This is a genomic window from Rhodothermaceae bacterium, assembly GCA_009838195.1.
Taxonomy (GTDB): domain Bacteria; phylum Bacteroidota; class Rhodothermia; order Rhodothermales; family Bin80; genus Bin80.
Map to the genome: position 1 here is coordinate 10,230 of VXSC01000003.1, position 22,169 is coordinate 32,398.

The 22,169-nt window shown below is 55.3% G+C and carries 13 protein-coding genes and 2 pseudogenes; 9 read left to right on the forward strand and 6 right to left on the reverse strand.

Annotated features, from left to right (window positions below; all coding sequences use genetic code 11):
• From F4Y64_00745 to F4Y64_00770, 6 genes and pseudogenes are all read left to right on the forward strand, one after another.
• A pseudogene (locus tag F4Y64_00745) lies at window positions 1-190 on the forward strand (isocitrate dehydrogenase (NADP(+))).
• 206 nt (window positions 191-396) lie between these two features.
• Window positions 397-1,440, forward strand: a complete 1,044-nt coding sequence (locus tag F4Y64_00750; GenBank protein MXX96133.1) for a glycoside hydrolase family 18 protein — start codon at window positions 397-399, stop codon at window positions 1,438-1,440.
• 262 nt (window positions 1,441-1,702) lie between these two features.
• Complete coding sequence (locus F4Y64_00755) at window positions 1,703-3,010, forward strand: hypothetical protein (GenBank protein MXX96134.1); 1,308 nt, start codon at window positions 1,703-1,705, stop codon at window positions 3,008-3,010.
• Window positions 3,007-3,522, forward strand: coding sequence for a hypothetical protein (locus F4Y64_00760; protein ID MXX96135.1), 516 nt, complete (start codon window positions 3,007-3,009; stop codon window positions 3,520-3,522). Before F4Y64_00755 ends, F4Y64_00760 begins: the two co-directional genes overlap by 4 nt.
• Window positions 3,523-3,525: 3 nt before the next feature.
• On the forward strand, window positions 3,526-5,211 hold the full coding sequence (locus F4Y64_00765) for a multicopper oxidase family protein (GenBank protein MXX96136.1): 1,686 nt from the start codon (window positions 3,526-3,528) through the stop codon (window positions 5,209-5,211).
• A gap of 65 nt (window positions 5,212-5,276) precedes the next feature.
• Window positions 5,277-6,206 (forward strand): PKD domain-containing protein, encoded by a 930-nt coding sequence (locus F4Y64_00770; protein MXX96137.1) that lies wholly within the window; start codon window positions 5,277-5,279, stop codon window positions 6,204-6,206.
• On the opposite strand, the gene F4Y64_00775 is transcribed toward F4Y64_00770, so the two are convergent.
• Both F4Y64_00775 and F4Y64_00780 read right to left on the reverse strand, forming a co-directional pair.
• The gene (locus F4Y64_00775; protein MXX96138.1) at window positions 6,203-6,724 is read right to left on the reverse strand and encodes a DUF1572 domain-containing protein; all 522 of its coding nucleotides are present in this window, start codon (window positions 6,722-6,724) and stop codon (window positions 6,203-6,205) included. The genes F4Y64_00770 and F4Y64_00775 overlap by 4 nt on opposite strands.
• Window positions 6,725-6,867: 143 nt before the next feature.
• Window positions 6,868-9,222: a response regulator gene (locus F4Y64_00780; protein MXX96139.1), complete on the reverse strand. Its 2,355-nt coding sequence runs from the start codon at window positions 9,220-9,222 to the stop codon at window positions 6,868-6,870.
• 648 nt (window positions 9,223-9,870) lie between these two features.
• Between F4Y64_00780 and F4Y64_00785 the strand changes: the two genes are divergently transcribed.
• A complete protein-coding gene (locus tag F4Y64_00785) occupies window positions 9,871-15,516 on the forward strand; it encodes a tandem-95 repeat protein (protein ID MXX96140.1) in 5,646 nt (1,881 codons plus the stop codon).
• A gap of 195 nt (window positions 15,517-15,711) precedes the next feature.
• Here F4Y64_00785 and F4Y64_00790 read toward each other — a convergent pair whose 3' ends face one another.
• Together F4Y64_00790 and F4Y64_00795 are read right to left on the reverse strand one after the other, a co-directional pair.
• Window positions 15,712-16,797, reverse strand: coding sequence for an ImmA/IrrE family metallo-endopeptidase (locus tag F4Y64_00790; GenBank protein ID MXX96141.1), 1,086 nt, complete (start codon window positions 16,795-16,797; stop codon window positions 15,712-15,714).
• Window positions 16,798-16,818: 21 nt separating this feature from the next.
• Entirely contained in the window at window positions 16,819-17,151 is a 333-nt protein-coding gene (locus tag F4Y64_00795; GenBank protein MXX96142.1) for a system killer suppression protein, read from the reverse strand.
• A gap of 363 nt (window positions 17,152-17,514) precedes the next feature.
• Here F4Y64_00795 and F4Y64_00800 point away from each other — a divergent pair.
• A pseudogene (locus F4Y64_00800) lies at window positions 17,515-19,165 on the forward strand (S41 family peptidase).
• On the opposite strand, the gene F4Y64_00805 reads toward F4Y64_00800, so the two are convergent.
• Complete coding sequence (locus F4Y64_00805) at window positions 19,155-20,369, reverse strand: molybdopterin molybdotransferase MoeA (protein ID MXX96143.1); 1,215 nt, start codon at window positions 20,367-20,369, stop codon at window positions 19,155-19,157. The pseudogene F4Y64_00800 and the gene F4Y64_00805 sit on opposite strands and share 11 nt — an antisense overlap.
• Window positions 20,370-21,060: 691 nt before the next feature.
• Between F4Y64_00805 and nusB the strand changes: the two genes are divergently transcribed.
• Window positions 21,061-21,558: a transcription antitermination factor NusB gene (gene nusB, locus F4Y64_00810; GenBank protein MXX96144.1), complete on the forward strand. Its 498-nt coding sequence runs from the start codon at window positions 21,061-21,063 to the stop codon at window positions 21,556-21,558.
• A gap of 98 nt (window positions 21,559-21,656) precedes the next feature.
• Here nusB and F4Y64_00815 read toward each other — a convergent pair whose 3' ends face one another.
• Window positions 21,657-22,088 carry a hypothetical protein gene (locus F4Y64_00815; protein MXX96145.1) on the reverse strand — a complete coding sequence of 144 codons (432 nt, stop codon included), beginning with the start codon at window positions 22,086-22,088 and terminating at the stop codon, window positions 21,657-21,659.
• Between the last annotated feature and the right edge of the window lie 81 nt (window positions 22,089-22,169).

Here is a 22,169-nt window from a genome sequence, read left to right on the forward strand (position 1 = left end):
CCGCGCCCGCGCCTCCCCCCCGCCCCCCCCGCCCCCCCCCACCCCCGCGCGCCCCCCCCCCCCCCCCCCCCCCCCCCCCCCCCCGCCGCGCCCCGCCCCCCCCCCCCCCCCCCCCCCCCCCCCCCCCCCCCCCCATCCCCCCCCCCCCCCCCCCCCCCCCCCCCCCCCGGCCCCCGCGCCCCCCCCGGGGGGGGGCCGGGGGGGCGCCCCCCCCCCCCCCCGGGACCCCCTAGAATGTCGGCTGCCTTTGCTGCTGCGGAGGCCGGTGTTGTCGGCTCAGTGCGGATACACGGCGCATGAGATCCGAGCTATCACGAAACATGCCTCTCACTTGCACGGTTGGATCCGAGTCCAAGCGGTCACTCACAGCGATCAGGTTACGGACCTGCATGACCCATGCAATTCAGGGCCCAGGCCTTCTCAATTGTCCTTCTCCTTGCCTACTTCGGCTGCTCGCCGGTTGTTGACCCGGAAGTGGAGCCAAGCTGCGCCGGCACCTTTGAGGGCAAGACATTCGCGCATCATGTGATTGGGTTCTATCCTGCCTACAGGCATGACGTGACACCCATCTCTCAAATTCGGTGGGATATGCTCACGCGCGTGATTTATGCTTTTGCCATTCCACGCGCGGACGGATCGCTTGACACGAGTCGGTTGACACAGGTCGGAACATTGGTGTCGACCGCACATGCGCACGGTGTGGAAGTGTACGTATCGGTGGGAGGCGGAGGCAGTTCAGAGGGTCTTACTGCCCTTGCTGCAAACGACGATACCCGCAGGGTTTTCGTAGAAACGGTCGGCCAATACCTGGAGACACACTGCCTCGATGGAGTTGACATCGACTGGGAGCATTGGACCAAGGACAACGCCAATATGCCGGTACCTTCGGAAAAGGCGAGCCTGGTCAGCTTACTGCAGGATTTGCGGGCTGCTTTGGACGGTCCCAAGATATCGCTGGATGTTTATCCTGGAGACTGGTTCGGTCGGCACTACGAAGACGTGCACCCGCTTGTGGACCATGTGCATGTGATGAGCTATGACTTTTCTGGGCCTTGGTCAGCGCCGGGACCGCATTCCTCATTTGAACAGGCCATCGGTTCAGGGTCCTCAGCCTCCTCGACGGGTCTTGCGTACTGGACGAACTACCGCGGGTGGCCGAAGAACAAGCTCGTGCTTGGCGTGCCGTTCTATGGCCGGGATTTTGACGACCGAGGAGGCGCGGGCATCACCTATCGCGACATCGTCGCCCTACATTCCGATGCACCGGACATGGACCGGGTTGCGAACATCTACTACAACGGAGTGCAGACGATCACCAACAAGGCACGTTACGCGATTGACAATGGTTTCCCCGGAGTAATGATCTGGGAGATTGCGCAGGACACTGAGGATCCTGCGACGAGCCTGCTGCATGCCATTGATGCCGTGGCGAACCCCTAGCCCGCAGACAGCAGCAGATGATGGTGTCGCCCGTAGTTCATACCGTGATATACTGAAGCGCGAACATGTAGGGCCGTTGCCGGCAGACAACGGTGGGAACGGCAATCGTAGAGTCCGGGTTGGAATTGGGAATGTTTTCGCCGGAAAATCCCGTTGTGCGCAACCATTACGACCTCATAGTGGTTAGCGGAGTTTGGGGCATTCCCAATGTTTCTGGTGCCTAAAAATGGGGTTTACGCCCTGCCTCTAAGTAATTTGAAAGATGATGTTGCGTTTTACTTTGTTTCTCTTACTCGTATCCCTGCCCTGTGTATCTGTAGCCCAGTGGACCGCCGAAAATCCCGGCAGCGACAATGTGGCAGTCCTGGGACATATTCCACTAGGGCCTCGACTCAGCGTGGCAGACCTTGACATGGAGCAGGAGTTGTCGCGCCCCTTTGTCTATGTCTCCCGCATGGTCTATGGAGATGAGGGAGACAAAGGCACCGACATCATTGACATCTCTGACCCTGCAAATCCAAAGGTGATCTACCGTTGGAGGATAGAGGAACAGGATTTGCACCTGAGGACGGGAGGAATGGATGTAAAGTACTTCAAGTGGAAGGATCGCTATTATGTTGTACAATCCCTTCAATTTGGTGCCGGCGGTCCCAATAATGACCTGGGAGCCGTGATCCTGGATGTGACTGGCCTGCCCGACTCCTCTCAGGTCCGGGAAGTTGCCAGAATTCGGGAGCCGGAATTACCTGGCGGATTCCACAATATTTTTGTCTACGCCCATTCAAATGGACGTCCCCTTTTGTTCAGTACGGTTTCCGGCCCCTTTGCGCATGTATATGATCTCGGGAATATCGTTGAAGGAAACCTGGATATGGGGCTGATCGCTCGTGTCCCCATCCCCGAAACCCCGCTCGGCCGTGGTCGTGCACGAGGATATCACGACTTCTACGTCGGGTATCACACGGAAACGGGTCAGGACCGCTTCTACGGGGGAGGGCTTGGGGGATACTTCGTCTACAATATCACGGACCTGCAGCAGCCCGAACTGCTGGTGACTCTAACAGGAATTAGCGGAGTTCGCAATGGACACACCTTCACCCCGTCCCCGGATGGGCGATATGTGATCGCCGAAACCGAATACCGCTATGCTCCGCTTCGCATTTTCGACCTAAAGCCGGCCCTGGACGGCAACGTGTCCAACATTCGCAATCCGATCAGTGCGTGGACAGCGGATTGGCGTAATCTGGTTCACAATCACGAAGTCCGCTGGCCGTATATCTTCGTGTCTGGTTATCTGGATGGATTGCAGGTCTTTACACTCGTCGACCCACATAATCCAACCACCGTAGCCTACTACGACACCTATCTCGGACCACCAAATACAGACCGGTATCCGGTTTTCAACGGGGCTTTTGGTGTAGATGTGCGGAATGCTGACGGCTTAATCGTGGTCAGCGACATGTCCACCGGTTTTTGGACCTTCCGTATGGATGCGTTCCAGGGATGGCATGGTGACGACTGGGATGTCCCCAACATTTCCAGCGTTCAGGACTGGGATCGTTTGCAATGATTTCGATTCCATTCCTTCTGTTGGCGCTCCTGACGTTGCCCTCCGGTGTGCTTCCGACAAACACCTGTACGGACGATTACTACATGATTGATCTCGTCCCGACTCGCCGCGTTCCTGCTGCGCACCAGGCGGAAGGAGTTGCAAAACTTTCTTTCGCCCCCTCCCCATTCGGTATTACTCTGGACTCAGAGGGGAATTATCTCTACGATGTTGTTCTTCAAGTAAACCGCCTGGAGCTCGTAGGAGGACACGAGTACACGGCATGGCTTTCCACTCCCGACTTGAAAAGCATAACTCGACTCGGGCGCCTGTCTCATGACGGCCAGGTGGCTGGTCAGGTCTCCTGGAATAAATTCCTCGTGATTATTACCCTCGAACCAGCCGGAAGCATGTCGGAGCGTTGGACAGGACCCGTGGTTATGCGGGGGCTTTCCCGCAGTGGCCTCATGCACACGATGGCGGGACATGGCCCATTTGAACAGGAACCGTGCACTGTCTACGGTTACTATTAGCCCATGAAGGCTGCTCTGGGGTTCATTTTCGCCGGCTTGATTGCCCCCTGTGCACTCTCTCAACACGAGCATCATGGGCATATGATGTCCCGTGCACCTAAAGACAGTGTGGTGTGGCGAATGCCTCCAATGGACATGAGCATGCCGATGCTGCCAGGACTGGAGACTGCACTCCCGCCGACCAGCCCCCATCTGCCTCTACAGGATGAGACCATCCCGGTCGCCACACCCGGTCTAGTCCTGGAGCTCGCTGACCAAGATACATTATATCTTTCTGCCACAACCGTTCGACGTACGATTGCCGGACAAGAGGTGGTCATGTTTGGCTATAACGGGCAATACCCCGGGCCTTTACTGAAGGTCTCCGAGGGATCTACGGTGACGGTCGTATTCGAGAACGCCCTCGACGAGGCCACCACGGTGCATTGGCATGGTCTCCGACTGGAGAACCGGTTTGATGGAATTCCCGGCATCACCCAGCCTCCTGTCACGGCGGGAGAGGACTTTGTGTATCAGCTCCGCTTCCCGGATAGCGGACTCTTCTGGTACCATCCGCATATTCGCGAAGACGTGCAGCAGGACCTTGGGCTCTATGGCAACCTGCTGGTCACTGCAGAGGCTCTTGACTATTACAGTCCCGTAAACCAGGAAGAGGTCCTTCTTCTAGACGACATCCTGATGGATGAAAGCGGCCTTATCCCCTATGGAAAAGAGGCTCCAACCCATGCGCTCATGGGGCGATTTGGGAACGTGATGTTGACTAACGGGGTGACGGATTACCAGTTTGACGTGGACCAGGGAGGTGTGGTGCGCTTCCACCTCACAAATGTGGCAAATGCCCGCTCGTTCAACGTGAGCTTCCAGGGTCTTCCGATCAAGGTTGTTGCCTCTGATGTCAGTCGTTTCGAAAAAGAGGCCTGGGTAAGAAGTGTTGCCATTGCTCCGTCAGAACGCTATGTCATAGAGGTTCTCTTTCCTGAGCCAGGTCCAGTAGCGATCACGAATACGATCCAGGCCATCGACCACTTTCGGGGTGAGTTTTATACAAGTGTGGACACGCTTGCACTTGCGCTTGTTGGGGGTTTGCCCCCTCCAAATGACTATCGCTCGTCCTTCGAGGTGCTCCGAAGCTACGAGGAGGTTACGGCAGATATTGATTCTTTCCGCCGTCATTTTGACCAGCCTCCCGATAAGTCCCTTACGCTGTCTCTGCACGTGAAAAACCTCCCGTTGCCAATCATGCTCTCCATGGAGATTGACACGCTCTATATTCCACCTGTTGAATGGAACGATGCAATGCCGATGATGAACTGGCTCTCAACTGGTACACAGGTTGAATGGGTTCTGCGTGATATGGAGACCGGACTTGAGAATATGGCGATTCAATGGAATTTTCGTGTCGGCGATGTGGTCAAAGTGCGCATTTTCAATGATCCCCGAAGTTTTCACCCGATGCACCATCCGATTCATTTCCATGGACAGCGCTTTCTGGTCCTTGAAATGGATGGAGTCCCGAATCAGCACCTGGTCTGGAAGGATACCGCTACGGTGCCCGTAGGGTCAACGGTAGATTTTCTTGTAGACATGTCGAATCCAGGAAACTGGATGGCACACTGCCATATTGCTGAGCATCTTCAGTCCGGAATGATGCTTGGCTTTTCCGTGAGGGAACGAGATTCTGCTCGTTGACTGAAAATCCCCCTGAGTTTCGTATTTTCGTTTTCCCAAATCCTTGACTTTTCAATCCCAATAACATGTCGTTTTTACGCTCTTCTCTTTTCGTTTTCGCAGGTATCTTCGCCATCATACTTACCGGCTGTAACCCCAGAGCCGTTGAAACTCTGGTTGTGTCGGCTCCCGAGTCTCTGGAGACCAATCAAGCTGGCGACTTTACGGCTTTTGCCAATGAAGATGCTCGCCCGCCGGTGGTCTATTCTTGGTCATTTGGTGATGGCGCAACCGCGGACGGCACTGCCGTGAACCACGCTTATGCACAAGCAGGCTCCTACACGGTAGTGGTTGAAGCCAGCAATCGTGACGGACGTTTCTCTGTCTCTGAAACCGCCACCGTCTTGGTGATGAACCCACCTGTTCCTGCACAGGTCTTGGCCCTGTCGGCCAGTTCCACCAGTGTGGATACTCAAACCCCGGTCGAATTCAGTGCAAATGTCCGCGGTGATGCTCCTCTCACCTATAGCTGGAGCTTTGGAGACGGCACTTCGTCCGACTCTCCTAGACCTCAACATACATATATGTCTGCAGGGGAATATGCTGTCTCGCTGGAAATTTCCAACGAACATGGACGGGACGCACGCACATTGAATGTGTCTGTCACTCAATTTGAACCACCCTACTGTGCAGATATTGCAGAAATGAGCACCGTCTTTTTTGAACGCAATTCAAGTGTACTCTCTGATGATGCAATGCTGGCGTTGGCGGACAATCTGGAGATCCTGGGCGAATGTCTGAACTTAAATGTACGTGTGGAAGGTATGGCGAGTCCCTTGGAGCGCAACCCACAGACCCTTTCCGAAGACAGGGCACGGGCATTAACTGATCACTACACTTCCAATGGGATCGGAGTAGAACGGATCACAATGCTTGGATTAGGAAGTGCTGACGGGACCTCGAAGAAAAGTGGTGCGGATCAGTTCCGTCGCGCAGATACCATCCCGCTTCGCTAACTCACGCACCAGCCCCTCTCCACAGCGCCACCCTCTCCGATTGTGACGAAGTTGAGGTCGGTGCCTGTGCGGAGCTTGGTGATGTAGATTATTTGGCCAACATGCATGGAGAAGTGTTCAACTGCGTGGTAGATCGCTCCTAAAACCGTGACACTGACTCCCTGAATCGTCACCTTCTGGTTCAGGGAGTCAGTGTTCAGCGCCTCCAAGGTTTGTGTCTTCTGGCGAACGGTTTGCTGCAACTCCTGGAACAGGGTTACTGCATCTTTTTCCTCACTTGCGGAGAACTCTCGATCTCGCTTGCGGTGGTCCTCTCCGCTGCCGATCCCTACAACAATCCACTGGTTCAGATTGCCCGCCAAATGAAGCAGCAGATTCCCAACACTATTTGATATGTCGTTGGGTCTCCACCAAAGATCTGCTTCTGGAAGAATTTCCAGGCAGGCTTGGATTTTCGGCAGATAATCCTTTTCAATGAGCTTTCGGGAGTGTTGAATAAAGCTTTGCGTTGCCTTCATAGATATTTTCTGTTTCGAAATCAATCGCGATACTGGTTCATGAATGGATCATCTCTGGCCCTACTTCCCATAATTCCTGACCTCGCGTTCCCACTGTCCACTCCAGTGCTGAGAGTTCTAAGGGTACCATTCCTACGTCAACCCTAGATATCTGTCACGTCGTCGGGTCTATGCATGCGGTAGCCGACCCGTGGCTCGGTGAAGATGTACGTGGGGTTGCTGGGATCGTCGCCCAGTTTGTCTCGCAGTTTTTTCACGAATGCCCGAATCCGTCGCCTACTGTCGGTACCGTCAACCTTGTCCAATCGCCATACGTTACGCAATAGGATTTCATAGGTCACGACCCGACCGGCATTGGTGGACAGGATGCGAAGCAGATCGTACTCAATGGCGGTGAGTTCCAGCGGAACATCGCTCAAGCTCACCCGGCGTTCCTCGTAGTTGATCACAAGCGCCCCCGACTGGAACGTTTCTGGGAATGCGTCGCTCTTGCGCAGTGCCGTCTGGATCCTGGCCACCAGTTCCGTGGGTGAAAACGGCTTCACGATGTAATCGACCGCTCCCATCTCCAAGGCCCTTGCAACCGTTTCATCCCGGCCATAGGCAGACAGGAAAATAACCGGCCGGTCTGTCAGCGCAGGAACCTTTTGCATTAGCTCGATGCCGTCCATCTCGGGCAACAGCAGGTCCAGAAGTGCCAGATGGGGGCTGTGCTCATCAATCAGGTCGGACACTTCATTCGGGTCGCCGGTGGTCAGCAGACGAAACCCGGCGTCATTGAGGGTTGCCCGTACAAGCCCCAGAAACTGAGGGTCGTCGTCCACCGCGAGGATGAGCGGCTTCCGCTGGTCCGCGCGCCGCCGATGCGTCGAGGCCTCCATCGCGCCATGTCCGGCCTCCTCGACCAAAGGAATCGTGAAGGTGAACCGGGTGCCTCGTCCAGGTCCGGCGTTCTCGGCTCGGATTCGGCCACCGTGGGCTTCGACCAATCCCTTGCAGATGGCCAGACCCAGGCCGACCCCACGTGGCCGGTCCCCACCTCCGGTGTACTTCTGGAACAGGTACGGCAACTGCTCGGGCGCCACACCTTGGCCTTCGTCCGTGACCGAAATCGCGACATGGACACCATCACGCACCGCACCGACATGGATGACCGACGACTCGGGAGCGTACTGGGATGCATTGGAGAAGAGGTTGTTCAGCACCTGAACGATGCGGTGTTCGTCGGCCATCACACGGGGCAAGTCCAGTGGCAGGTCGATGCGGATCGTCTGCCGGCCACCACCACTTAGGAATGTGGTCCGGGCCTGCTCCACCAGTTCGGCCACATTTACCGGCTTGGAATCGACCGACAGCATGCCGGAGTCAATGCGTCCCGCATCGAGCAGGTCGCTGATTAGATTGTCCATATGATCCGCCTGCACTTCGATGATCCGGAAGAATTGCTGCATCTCGGTCCGGTCCAGCACCCGCGAACTCCCCAACACGGTCGCCGCCGAACCCTTGACGGCCGCGAGCGGTGCACGCAGTTCGTGGCTGACCATGCCCAGAAATTCCGCTCGCAACCGGTTCAGTTCCTGGAATGGCGCCAGATCCTGCATGGTGACGATCATCGACTCGACCGCGCCAGCGTCGGAGTGGATCGGGGTGCAGTTGATAAGCATCGTAATTCTTCGGCCATCGGGAACCGACAGTACGACCTCCTCGGCACGCACGGTCACGGCGTCATCAATCACTCGTTTCATCGGAAATTCCGCAAGGGAAACTTTGCGCCCGTCGGAGGAGCGGCACGTGATTACCTCCAACAGCTGCTCCAGGCGATGGCCAGGTGTGCGCAGTCCCTCGACGATCCGCCTCCCCTCCCGGTTGAGTAACACCGGCTGAGCCGTCTTCGCATCAAAAACCACCACGCCCACCGGCGAGGTATCGACCAGCGCCTCCAGACTCGAGCGCGCCCGCTGCTCGTCCCGGTGCGTGCGGGCATTCGCAATGGCCGCCGCCGCCTGGGAGGCGAACAGCACCAGAACCTCTTCGTCCTCATCGGTAAACTCACGACCGCCCTGCTTCCTTCCCAGAAAAAACGTCCCCACATGCACGCCGCGGTGACGCATCGGCGTCGATTGGAAGGTCTTCGGGAGCATCGGGTGCGGAGTGTAGCCAATGGAGCGGATGTAGGTAGGCACATCGGCCAGTCGCAGCGGCCCGGGAAGATCCCTAAGGTGCTCAAAGAAACGCAACGCGGGTTCCCACTCCTTCAACAGCTGCTCTTCGTCCGGGGTAAACCCCGACGTGACGAAGTCCTGCGGCTGCCCCGTCTCATCAATGGTCGTGATCACGCCGTAGCGGGCGCCGACCAGGTCGCGCGTGCTGGTCAGTATTTCGTCCAGGACCGTATCGAGATCGAGGCTTGAATTGACACACAAAACTGCTGCGCTCAATCTGGAAAGGCGCTCGCGCAGCGCCTGGATCTCCGAGTCCACCTTGTTGGATTTATTCATTTGTCCGCATTTCGATTTGGGTTGAAAGAAACTCCGGGTCTCGCACCGTGCACCGGCCGATCAGGCGATCAGGATGCTTCAATGCTCTGGCCCAAAGTACAATTTAGCATGAATTAACAATAATATAACCAATATCGTCCATTATATAACAATTAAAGAACATAATTGACGAAAATAATACTTGAAGCGTTACTATCTTGGAGGGGCAGTCTGTTTATAGCGATGTGATGATCCGCTGGTTATACAATATTCGCAAGGCGAGTGCGGTGGGTGAGAAGGATCGAGCTTCTTACCAGACACCTGACTGTGCCGATTGTTGCCCTCCTGTCGCCAAACATTTCCACCTGATCACTGCGCCCCGCCAACGCGCCAAGAATGAATTGTGGAGAGAGAGACAGATCCCGTGCGAAGTAGCCGTCATCTCGTGTGAAAAACTAAATCACTCGGTCTCATGGGATGTCAGTGCTCAGACACAGAGAAGATCTGCAAAAAATTTTGAAACGGTTCAAATTATGCCGCTCTCTCATTGCATAAATGGTAGAGAATCCCAACCAGTGGGATTCCTGTGCTATTTGCAGCAGCTACCCGGTACTGCCGCCGCCCCCCCCCCCCTTTTTTTTTGACGGATCATGAAACTTCAAATGGCCCATGAATCCGCCCACTGCTTTTCGTGCCAGCTTGTTAGAGTGCCAAGGGTCCTTAACTAGGTCCAGGCGACGATTCCGCACGTTACCCTTGCACCTGGGCGCTGGCATCAGGGTAGCCCAGATCGGTTGGGTGCTCGGCATTTTGGTCATACTTCTCGTTTTCACCGAGCAGGCCACAGCTCAGACCCTCACGGTGTCGCCAACGAATTTGACCATTGGCGAAGGGAGTACCGGCACCTATACGGTCGCCCTAACCGCGCAGCCTTCTGCCGACGTTACGGTCACAGTAACAGCTGCTGACGCTCCTTCCAGATGTGGTGACGGGCACGGCGCCTCGTGCAGGAATAAATCAGGGGTGGCGACAGTTGATAAGACGAGCCTGACGTTTACAACCACGGATTGGTCAGTGGCACAGACCGTGACCGTAACAGCGACCGATGAGGACATGGCTGGTATCTTCAAGTTTGCCGAGATAACCAATCAGGTGAGCGGCGGGGGTAATTCGGTTACGGTCCTTATTACCGTGACTGACGATGACTCGCGTGGTGTGACGCACTACCAGATGGCAAGTGATGGGACCGTTGGAACCAAGTTCGCGGCCATTAGCTTGTACGAGGGTCATGGCGATTCGGGGTTCTACATTGAGCTGAATACGGAGCCAACCGCGACCACAACCGTCACGCCCACGAGCCGCCATCCGGACTCCCTGTCGGTGACTTCAGAAGCCCTGACCTTCACGCCAGAGAATTGGAATACCCCGCAACTTGTGACCTTCACTTTGATTGACAATTTGATCGACGATGGACAAAAAGGTGGGGGGCATTTTATGTACAAAGTCGCAATCGACCTGACACCCAGTGGTACGGGATCGGACTACGTTGGACAAGGACTCGTGCCCTTTACCGTCAGCTTCGTGGACGATGATACGCGCGGTGTCGAGCACTACGAGGTTGCAAGTGATGGGACATCCCTTGGAGATCCAAGTTGGTACGAATCCCTCTGGGATTATGATCGCGAATGGGGCTTTTACATTGAACTGACTTCGGAGCCGACCGCGACCACAACCGTCACAGCCACGAGCACCCAGCCGGAATTTCTGACGGTGATTTCGGAACCCCTGACCTTCACATCTGAGAATTGGAATACCCCGCAACCCGTGCGCTTCAATTTGGTCGGCAATGAAATCGACGAGGAGGGTAAAGGCGTCCATAGAATACGCAAGGTCGATGTCGAACTGACACCCAGTGGGACGGACTCGGACTACGATGGAGAATCGCTTACGTCGTTTCCCGTCTACATCTGGAACGACGATGTTGCCGGGATTGCCCTCTCGCCCACCGCTCTGACGATCTCCGAGGGGGAGGAAGCGCAGTACACGGTGAAGCTGTCATCGGAGCCGACAACATCAGTAACGGTGGAACTCTCCGGCCTAGAAAGGACGACCCTGACTCTGGATAAGACAAGCTTAACCTTCACTCCGGCGAATTGGCGCGTGCCACAAACCGTGATGGTGACCGCGGACGAGGACGCGGACGGCGAGGATGAAACCGTAACTTTGGCACATACGTCTTCGGGAGGCGAATACGACGAGTTGACGGCAAACCTGCCATCGATGGTGGTCGATGTGAACGCATGGCCCGCTGTGTCGGCGTCATGTGACCCGTGTACCGTGTCCTGGGGTCGTCCGGTAACCCTGGCGACGACTGCATCCGATCCGGACGGAGACCCGCTGTCCTACGAATGGAGTGCGCCACGTGGACATTTCGAAGGGCGGACCGATGCCTCGACCAATGTCTGGAGGGTGCCGTCCGAAGTCGGGTACGTGGCGATCCAGGTACAAATCTCGGACGGACAGGGCGGTTCAGTATCAGCCGTCGCCGCCGTGGAAGTGGTGAATGCGGCGCCACAGTTCCTACAGAGCGTTCGCTTCAAGTTGCCAGAGAACCGGGATGGCCGCAGCCAGCCCGTCGAGCTTGGGCAACTGACCGCGTCGGATCTGGACGGAGACTCGCTGACATATTCTCTCGTGTCTGGAGACCGAGATCTCTTCACTGTGGGGGACGAAGATGGTGCATTGTCGTACGTCGGACCGGCGAAGGACTTTGAAACCGATCCAGACCCGTTCGACCTGACCGTGCGGGTGAGGGATGGACTTAGTGCGGAGGCAAGGGCAGATGTCATCGTCACGGTGGTTGATGTGAACGAACCGCCCAATGCTTTGGCATCGTGCGACCCGTGTGAGGTGCCGCGCGGTGGTGCGGTACGTTTGACTATGACCGCATCAGATCCGGATGGTGATGTGCTGGCGTGCAAATGGAATGCCCCGAATGGCCACTTCGTCGGACGAACCGACAGCACCGTTGCGTACTGGATCGCCCCAGATGAAGCCGGGCATACGACCATCAGTGCCGCCGTCGTAGATGGGCGGAGTGGTTCTGCGTTTGCTACCGTCGACGTGGAGGCGTTCAACGCGGCCCCGCAATTTGGGCCGGACGTCTATCACTTCGAGTTGCAGGAGAACCTGGACGGCCGGCAACGGCCGATCGTGCTGGGGCAACTGAGGGCGTCGGACCCCGATGGCGATGCGCTGACGTATTCCCTGGTGTCCGGGGATCGAGAGCGCTTCTATATACGTGCGGAGGACGGCGTGGTGACGTACGTCGGCCCTGGTGAGGATTTCGAAACCGGTCCGGGTCGGTATGACCTGACCGTGCAGGCACAGGACGCGGGTGGGGCGAAGGCCGAGGCAACGGTATATGTTGTGGTGACCGATGTGAACGAAGAGCCCGCCGTTTCCGTATCGTGCGATCCGTGCACGGTGTCACGGGGCGGTGAAGTCCGCCTAGCTGCGATGGCATTGGATCCGGAGGGTGATGTGCTGACGTATGAATGGACGGCACCGGATGGCCGGTTCGGCGGACGGACCGACAGCTCAGCCGTGCGCTGGACGGCCCCGGATGTGATTAGGAACGTTACTATCAGCGTGCGGGCCGCAGACGGGAGGGGCGGTTCCTCGCTAGCTACCGTCGGAGTGAAGGTGGTCAATGCGGCGCCCGTTTTTTCGCATAGAATCTATCCCTTCGAACTGGCAGAGAACTTGGACGGCCGCAGCCAGCCGGTTAAGCTCGGACAACTCACGGTGTCGGATCCAGACGGCGATGCACTGTCGTATTCCTTGGTGTCCGGGGACAGAAGCCGTTTCACCGTGGGGGTGGAGGACGGAGTCGTAACGTACGTCGGCTCAGGGGAGGACTTCGAGACCGGCCCAGACCGATATGACCTGATGGTTCGGGCACGGGACGCGGTCGGAGGAAAGGCAGAAGCAGAGGTTACGGTCACGATAACCGATGTGAACGAAGAGCCCGCCGTTCTGGCATCATGCGATCCGTGCGCGGTGTCACGGGGCGGTGAGGTCCGCCTGACTGCGACAGCATCAGATCCGGACGGAGACGTACTGACCTACGAATGGAGTGCACCAAACGGCCACTTTAGCGGAAGAGCCGACAGTTCGGCTGTACGCTGGACAGCCCCGGATGTGGCCGGGAGCGTGATCATACGTGTGGAGGTTGCAGACGGGCAGGGTGGCTTGGCATCCGCTACCACTGAAGTGAACGTCGTCAATGCGGCACCGCGTTTCTCACAGAGCGTCTATTCCTTTGAGCTGGCGGAGCATCTGGACGGCCGGCAATTACCCGTCGAACTCGGGCAGCTCACGGCGTCGGATCCAGACGGCGATATGCTGACGTATTCCCTCATGTCCAGGGACGAAAATCGCTTCGCCATACGTGCAGATAACGGCGTTGTAACGTACATCGGCCCAGGTGAAGACTTTGAAACCGGTCCAAGCCAATATGACCTGATGGTGCAGGCACGTGATGCGGCCGGAGGAGAGGCACAGGCGGAGGTTACGATCACAGTGACCGATGTAAACGAGGCGCCGGTTGCGATTGCCATCATCCCGGATCAGATGCTTGATGAAGGAGGTTCCGCGGTGGAGGTGACTCTGTCTCCGTATTTTGCCGATGGTGACGGGGACGATCTCACATATCACGCACAGTCGTCCGATCCGCACGTGGTGCAGGCCGCGGTCACAAGTATGGTCCTGACCCTGACACCGGTGGTGTACGGATCGGCAACGGTGACCGTGACCGCGGAAGACACCGAGGGCCTGCAAGTGACGCAGAGCCTCCATGTACAGGTCAGCGATGGTCCGCAGAGAGCCCTTCTCGAAAACATGCTGGCGGCCACAGTACGAGCCCACTTGGCGAGCGTAAGGATGACCATTGGTCGGCGGGTGAACGCAAATCATTGCGAGTCCCCTCGACTCACCGTGAGGGGAAGACCCGTGCCGCTGGGACGGGCGGCGATGAAGACCTCCTTGAACAAGCTCGTGACCGACGCCAGGTCCGCGACTGCGCAGGCACTGAGCGGCAGATCAAGAGCATCCTATCGAGCCGTGGACGAGTTTACCATGCCTATGTCGTTCGAACCGGGGTCAGGGCGGTCCGCCGCAGATCGGCAAATGGCAAACATCAAGGCAGTGCCGATGCAAGTACTTGGCTTTGGCGGCAGCGGTGTGGTAACGACGGGCACCACCGAGCTTGTCCTGCTTCGGGGAACCGGGAAAAGGAGCGGGTGTCGAGCGGCTCCACCGCTAGTCCTGTGGAGTCAGGGGGGCCTTCAGTCGTTCCGGGGAAAGCCGGAGACATACGGATACAAGTCCAACTACGATGGCAATCTTTGGACAGGTTATGTAGGCTTGGACGCAAGGCTGGGCAAAAGCTGGTTGGCCGGGCTGGCGCTGTCGCGCAGCAGGGGCACAGGTGACTGGCGAGTGGGAACGTCGGACGGAGAACTCACGCAGACCATGGTCGCGATCCATCCATTCCTGCGCTGGGCCAATGAGTCCACCTCCGTGTGGGCCTTGGTTGGCCGGGGAAAAGGAAATGCAGAAAATTTGCGAACGGCAGGACGAATGGGAACAAGTGCGCTGGATCTACGCCTCGGGCTCGTCGAATTAGAGACCAGCCTCGGGCGATCGGGAAAACTGGGCTTCAGCCTGATGGGCGACGCCTCGTGGGCGGAGCTCAAAACCGAAGACGGCGAGGAATCTGTGGATGGACAACACGTCCGGGTGAACCAGGTGCGGATCGGAACCAAGTCATCCGTTCCCATAGGGGGCGGTTTGTCGCTATCTGGCGAGGTGCATGCGCGGCGTGATGGGGGTGCAGGCCCGAACGGTTATGGCATGGAGTTAGTCGGTGGACTTCGTGCTGGACAGGGTGTCGTACGCCTGAATGCGCAGGCCCGTATGCTGGTACTCCACTCGGCGACCGGTTACCGGGAATGGGGAAGTGCCTTGACGCTCACGGTTGGCAAACCCGGAGCCGAGGGCCTCTCGATGACAGTCTCGCCACAATGGGGCGATGCAGCAACAGGAGTCGGTTCGCTCTGGAAGGGTTCTCTGGATCGCGATTTCCAAAGCCCGGGCGGCGACCGATGGACGTTGGACGCGCGCGCCAACTACGCAATCGCCTACTCCAAGCAGAGACGACTCGACATTTTCGCCACATACAACCTGTCATTTGGCGAACCTAGCTTTGGCCTGCGTCTCGGCCTCCCGGACGGCAGCCACCACGGTCCTTGATTGGTACAGACCGGACTCATTGTCCTTGGGGTTGCAGTGGCGGCGGCTCGTCAATCTACATATATAATCCCCTTCGCTTTCCTTGGGCTAATGGTTTTACTCGACGGAATCGTCGGCCCCTTGGTAGATTCAAGCCCGAGAAGACTCTTCCTATGCTCAATCACTCAGGGTCATCGGTTGTGCAACCAACTCACACTAAGAATTCCACTCTAAGCGGACCCTGAGGTTATTCAACCGAGACCAGTCTATAACTCCCTCATGTTGGAGTCTGCCAACAACGATCCCTGGAGCAATGCCCTGCTCCTTTGCGAACTCCTTGACAACCTTGGCGCTAAGTGGTGAGACTTGAGCGATCTGTTTCCATGCCGCCTTTGGAACGAGCAAATTGGATGCCCATTCGTTTGCCTCTGATTCTTGCTTCGTGTCGTTCCCATTCTTCTCGTCTACAAAAATAGCTCTCTTGCTGTGAAGCAATACGTGTGCCGCCTCATGGAAGAAGCTGAACCAGAGATGATCCGCTGTTTTGTGTCTAGCAGTCAGTTGAACGACTGCTTTTCTTGGAGACAACCACCAAGCCGCACCACTGAGAGCCATCTTTTTTAGCGGTTTGACCAGGGCAAGCGCAACGCCTGCCTCATTGCAAAGCCTTTGTGTCTGTTGCAAAGCATTGCCAATTGGCTCATGGGTCAGACCGCGGATGCGCCGAACCGCCTTCTGGAACTGACCTTTGTTATAAGGTGCACAGTCCTGTTGTTCGGCTTCTATTTCACCGAGCCGAAGCCAAGTGGCAATGGCTTCCTCGCTACTCGTGAACTTGGGTGAGTGCCTGTATGCGACACTGGCATAACTGTATTTAGACTTCCAGGCATCTCTGGAGGCAACACAGAAAAATGCAAGCAGCTTGGAGACGCAATCGGCATCTGACTCTGGCTGCGAAAAGCAATCACGTTTAACTAACTCGCGAATTGGAAAGGACCTTGCCCATTCGGCTTCAGCCTCCACCTTCTTGGCCTCTGCCTCTTGAACCAAAAAAAGCCGATACTGGGATTCAATGCCAATCCAGATGTCGGCACCCAGACCGAGAACCTTTTCAAACTGCAACGCAGTTTTTGCCTCAAGCGGTGCCTTGCCCGCAATGATTTCGCTAATTAGCTTGGGCGAACGTCCGCAGCGACGTGCAAATTCGGCTTGCGAATAACCACGAGCTTCAAGGTGTTCCTGGAGTACCAGACCTGGCGGAATCGGATATTCTGGTTTCCATTTATAACTTGATTTCGACATTTTTCTGAATGATTTTTGTGGCTAGTGATAGTCACTAACTTCAAGTATTGTAATTGCGGTAACCTGCTCCACATCGATCCCCCCGTCGTCCTTTCGCGGAACCGGCTCATGGTCGGCTTCGAAGATCAGGCGATATGGATGAACCAGATCAACCGCAAATTGCCCTTTTCTGTCTCCCTTAAGTTGATGTCTCCGTTCTGGAGTAATCGTCGGTACCCTCGATAGGTTAGGAGCCTTATCTAGGACGATGAGCCGGGCCTTTATAGCTTCATTTCTGGTCCCGTAAGCTCTTCTTAGACCGCCTGGCTTCGTAAAGATTTTTTGGAGCCTGCGAGTCCCAAACGAAATGTCCATAATAGTACACTTAAACGTTACCCAATGCGTAATGTTTTTGTCTTTCTCGAGGCTGCAAAAAAGATTCGGGCTGAGCCTGCCATTAAACCATTTGCATCTTTTCGACATCCCTACAAGGCCTGACGATTCTCTCTAAGCCGGTTTTTGTACCCCGGCGGGGATGATCTCGCATTGCTATAGTAGGGCTGTTTCCTGTTTTAGCCCCGCCCGTAGAGGATTCGGTCTCTTTGTGATACCACCGTTGCTTGGTGTCGTAGCTTCTTGTCAGATATCCCTATCTTTATAAACCGTTACGCGTTCTAAATAGCAGAAACGCCCTTTTCCGATGCTACACGTTTGAGGGCCGCATTGAGCCTCTCTCTTATGAAAATCTCACGCCGCTACCTTCTTCTGATCGTTCTGCTATTTCTGACTGGAGGACTGCTCGGAGGCTCTTTTGGATCATACCTCAATGATACCAAAGAGAACTTGCGCAAACTGGAGGACGCGTTCCTTCTGATTAATCGCCGATACGTCGATCCTGTGGATCCGAACAAAGTGGCCGAAGATGCGATTGACGGGATGATTGAATCGCTTGATCCTCACTCCTCCTATATTGATGCATCCGCATTCAAGGAGGTCGAAGAATCATTCCGTGGCTCGTTTGGCGGTATTGGGGTCTGGTTCCAGGTGCTTGATGGAGACACGGCCCGTGTCGTCTCCCCCATTGAAAACGGCCCCAGTGAAAAAGTGGGAATCCGCGCTGGTGACCGGATCATTGCTGTCAACGACACCTCCGTCATTGGAGTCGGCGAAGATGAGGTGATGCGGCGCCTGAAAGGCCCCATTGGAACACAGGTTGAGGTGACAATCTATCGCTTGGGACTGAATCAACCGTTCAATGTGTTGATCACGCGGGATTTGATTCCTCTTTACTCGGTCACCAGCAGTTATATGGTGGATGAGCTCACGGGGTATATCCGAATTAACCGTTTCGCCCAAAAGCACGTATGCCGAGTTCGTCCAGGCGATCGCGGATCTCCAAGGACAAGGAATGGGGCGCTTGATATTGGACCTTCGGGATAATGGCGGCGGAATCCTGCAGTCTGCCGTTGCCATTGTGGACGAGCTCCTTAGCGGTAACGACATCATTGTCAGTGTAAAAGGTCGCAACGTGCCCGATGAGGTCTATGCGGCAGGGCATCCAGGGCGCTTCGAAACCCAGCCCATCATTGTTCTGACTAATCACAATTCCGTTTCGGCAAGCGAAATTGTAGCCGGTGCCCTTCAGGACCATGATCGTGCCCTATTGATCGGCCAGCGGACCTATGGAAAGGGGCTGGTTCAGAATCAGTATCCTCTTCCTGATGATAGTCGGCTTCAAATCACAACTGCCCGCTACTATACCCCTTCCGGCCGCCTGATCCAGACTCCCTATGAAAAGGGTGATCGCGAGACCTACCTCGAAGACAAACTGGAACGCTGGCTCGAAGCAAGCAGGGACCCCGAAGGCTATTTGAACCAGATTCCTGACTCGCTGAAATTTTCGACTACACACGGTCGCACCGTGTTTGGCGACGGTGGAATTACCCCGGACCATTTGGTGTTCGCGGATTCCTTAAGACCCCGCATCCTTCAGGCTCTCTATGGCGGTGGCCTCTTTGAAACCTTCCGTCTCTGGTTTGAAGCCAATGAGAAAGTCCTGCGAGCCACCTGGGAAGATCAACCGGAAACGTTCGTTCGTGATTTTTCTTATTCGCCGACTCAATGGCATGCATTGTGGGCCGCTGGTGAAAGCGCCCAAGTCCCCGTCACCTTTGTTCCGTCGGATCCTTCGCCCGACAGATTGCAATTCACCCATGACGCGCTTAAGGAAAATGAGGGTCTCTTGCAGCTTTATTTCAAGGCTCTTCTTGGTCGCCAATTGTATGGCTCCCGTGTTGCCGTCCCCCTTTTCAATGCGATCGACGAGGTCTTTCAGCAAAGTCTGTTATTGTGGCCGGAGGCCCAGGAGTTGGCTCTCTTCAACCGATAACTGCCCACGGCAGGGGGGTAATCATCACTTCCTCTCCCTCGGAGGGATCGATCACCTCTTCCTCAAGATGAATGAGGCAGTTGGCGTGCTGCAGCGAAGAATAAAGATTTGAAGCCTGCGGGCCTGTCGTGTGCACAATCAATTGCCCGCTTTCCTCCCATTTGGCTTTCCCACGCACAAAATGATATAACCCAGCCTTCTTGCGCACGGAGGATCCCAATTTCGCTTTCATCCGTGGTGGATGAATCTCATGAGCTCCCATCATTGTGAGAAGAGTCGGTCGCACGTACTGCTGAAAGCAGATTGCTGACGAAACCGGATTCCCTGGCAAACCAAATACTGGCTGGGATCCGAGCATTCCAAACAGCATCGGGCCTCCAGGCCGCTGACGGACTCGCCAGAAACGCTTTTCAAACCCCAAACTCTCAAGTACTTCCTGAACAAGGTCATACTTGCCTACCGACACTCCTCCGCTAATGACCATCACATCCGCATCCATTCCCCGCCTTATTTGGTCCGCAAGGTCATCTCTATTATCTCGGGCAACCTCCGAATCTGGAACTGTTGCGCCAGCCTCCAGCACTTGGGCAAACAGGCCTGGCCCATTGGCATCGTAAATTCGGGCAGGAGGCAGAGACCTCGCCATATCAAGATGCAATTCATTCCCCGTTACAATGATCGCCACGCTCGGGAGTTTTGCCACCTTTATCCTATCATATCCCGCAGCTGCAATCATACCGATGACCGGTGGTGTAATCCGCGTGCCACTTTTCACCACGATTGTCCCCTGTAGAGCGTCCTTGGCTGCCCTTCGTATATAGGCCCCCTGCTCCGGTCCACGGTGGATACGCACGGTTTCCTGATCGATTTCAGTGGTCCATTCCAATGGAATCACTGCTTCCGCGCCAGAAGGGATCTGCGCACCGGTCATGATACGAATGCATGCTCCTGGTTTCACCTCAATGTTCGGGACCTCTCCCGCGGCAAGTTCTCCGTCAAGGCGAAGGTCTGTTGGTGTTCGCGTCAGATCATCTACACAGACCGCAAACCCATCCATTGCCGAATTATCGAACGGTGGAATTGCCTCCCGTGCAACAATATCTTCGCGGAGCACCCGTCCAGATACCGCACGCAGGGAAAGCTCCTCCGTCGGCATCACGGAGACTTCCGAGTGTATCTTTTGAAAAGCTTCTTTGGGCGTCATTCTAATGCGTTAAGCATTCACGCTATTCGATCCGAACTAACATCGCGCTAAGTTACGCCTTTGTCTGGCAAAGATCCCTTCCCACCAACAAGCACCTGTGTCCAGCCCAAGAATCCCCGCACCCTTGACTGGCTGACGGACTTTATACGTATTGCCCATCAACTCCCTGTTTTTGAAACCCGGCTGTAGTTTCTTGTCACTGGAGTATAACAGGTGTGATCCACTATTTAGGCCGGTAGTCCGTGGATAACATGTGAGCTCTCGAGACTATGTTACGAGCCCCCCATCTCAAATGCCCGATTTTGTGAAATTGTAGGCAGTAACACACATGATCCTAACAAGCCCTCTTGACTCTCTCAACTACCCCACCGCCCATGAATCACCTTCACAGTACGTCTTATGCCGAAACAGACAATGGTTTCCCGCTGCTATCAACAATTCCACAGTACCAACAATAAATAAGGGGATTTTTACTAAAAACCTTGTTAATATCAATTCCCCGCTTCTGTGAATAACGATCCTTCGCCTTGGGATGATGTATCTTCCCCAAATAATTCGTGTGGATGTCTGAGGACTATTCGCTATACCTTTGCAGAAGATCAGTTGGATCCTAGGTGGTAGTTGTATGCTACAAGGGGGAAGTACATTTAATGGGCCTAAGACTTAGTCCTTTGGCACGATCAAAGATCCAATGACAATACCACCTCGTCGCCGTGCCCGCTACGCGACCCTGCAGGCACTCTACGCGCATATGCTCAGTGGTGATTCTCAGACACATGTGTATGAGACGACTCTTTTGCCAAGACTGCCAAGACAGGATGGGGCAACGGAAATGGGGATCCGGCTGTTCGAAACCGTGATTTCCAACCAGGATCAACTGGATCAGATTATCTCTGAAAATGCTAGGAACTGGGATTTAGGCCGCATACTCAGGATTGACCTGATTATTCTTCGCATGGCGGTCTGTGAGTTTTTGCACTTTGACCAGATTCCACCCAAGGCAACGATGAATGAGGCAATTGAGTTAGCGAAAATTTTCAGCACAGAGGAAAGTAAGGACTTTGTGAATGGAGTGCTGGATACGATTGCGTTCAGATTGAGAAAGGAGGGGAGACTGATAAAAAGCGAGGGAGGCCGTCAAGGATGGGAAGAAATGGTTAGCCGACAGGACACTCAGCACTCGAGTTAGTTCTTGAAACAACTTCCTTCTGCTTTGTGAAGAGATCTGTAAGTGTCGTTGAGCTTATTCAAGCTCACTACAGGGACATAGTACCTGTAAGGATAGCTTCAGTCAAGAGGAATCCAAAGCCCTATGCGCAGAGAGGGACGCTGTGATCCGATTTCAATGAAAGCGGTTTGTTGTCCAACTGGTCGGGTATATCGAAGGAAAGGGTCTAGGAAGAGACTGAATTGACGATTTTTTTCCGCGCGGGTTTGTTCGTGCAGAAATGTTAGCGCAGGACCGAATCGGATCCCTAGGTATAGATCATAGGAGTAGTTTGCCTGACCAATCACACGAAGAATCCCTAAAGGCCTCAGGGCGGCTCCAACACCTGCAGAGACATACACGGGAGTTCTTTCTTTCCAAAGCTCGGTATCAACCGAAGCAAGAACCTCGAGCGAGTAGATACTGCGGGCCTGAACATGTACAAACTGCATGCCGGCCCCTGGCCAACCTCCTAGTCCAGCTTGTATATGGGACGACTGGGCAAGTGCCATAAACCCGTTTAAGGTCAGGAGAATGAACACACAGGTTGTTTGGAATAGCTTTACCACTTGATCGGCATGTGCAACGAAAGC

Bases quoted from the DNA above. Each gene is read 5' to 3' on its own strand.
- F4Y64_00755 (MXX96134.1), top strand. From the start codon at position 1,703: ATGATGTTGCGTTTTACTTTGTTTCTCTTACTCGTATCCCTGCCCTGT.
- F4Y64_00775 (MXX96138.1), bottom strand. From the start codon at position 6,724: ATGAAGGCAACGCAAAGCTTTATTCAACACTCCCGAAAGCTCATTGAA.
- F4Y64_00790 (MXX96141.1), bottom strand. From the start codon at position 16,797: ATGTCGAAATCAAGTTATAAATGGAAACCAGAATATCCGATTCCGCCA.
- F4Y64_00750 (MXX96133.1), top strand. From the start codon at position 397: ATGCAATTCAGGGCCCAGGCCTTCTCAATTGTCCTTCTCCTTGCCTAC.
- F4Y64_00805 (MXX96143.1), bottom strand. From the start codon at position 20,369: ATGACGCCCAAAGAAGCTTTTCAAAAGATACACTCGGAAGTCTCCGTG.
- nusB (MXX96144.1), top strand. From the start codon at position 21,061: ATGACAATACCACCTCGTCGCCGTGCCCGCTACGCGACCCTGCAGGCA.
- F4Y64_00760 (MXX96135.1), top strand. From the start codon at position 3,007: ATGATTTCGATTCCATTCCTTCTGTTGGCGCTCCTGACGTTGCCCTCC.
- F4Y64_00780 (MXX96139.1), bottom strand. From the start codon at position 9,222: ATGAATAAATCCAACAAGGTGGACTCGGAGATCCAGGCGCTGCGCGAG.
- F4Y64_00770 (MXX96137.1), top strand. From the start codon at position 5,277: ATGTCGTTTTTACGCTCTTCTCTTTTCGTTTTCGCAGGTATCTTCGCC.
- F4Y64_00795 (MXX96142.1), bottom strand. From the start codon at position 17,151: ATGGACATTTCGTTTGGGACTCGCAGGCTCCAAAAAATCTTTACGAAG.
- F4Y64_00815 (MXX96145.1), bottom strand. From the start codon at position 22,088: ATGGCACTTGCCCAGTCGTCCCATATACAAGCTGGACTAGGAGGTTGG.
- F4Y64_00785 (MXX96140.1), top strand. From the start codon at position 9,871: ATGAATCCGCCCACTGCTTTTCGTGCCAGCTTGTTAGAGTGCCAAGGG.
- F4Y64_00765 (MXX96136.1), top strand. From the start codon at position 3,526: ATGAAGGCTGCTCTGGGGTTCATTTTCGCCGGCTTGATTGCCCCCTGT.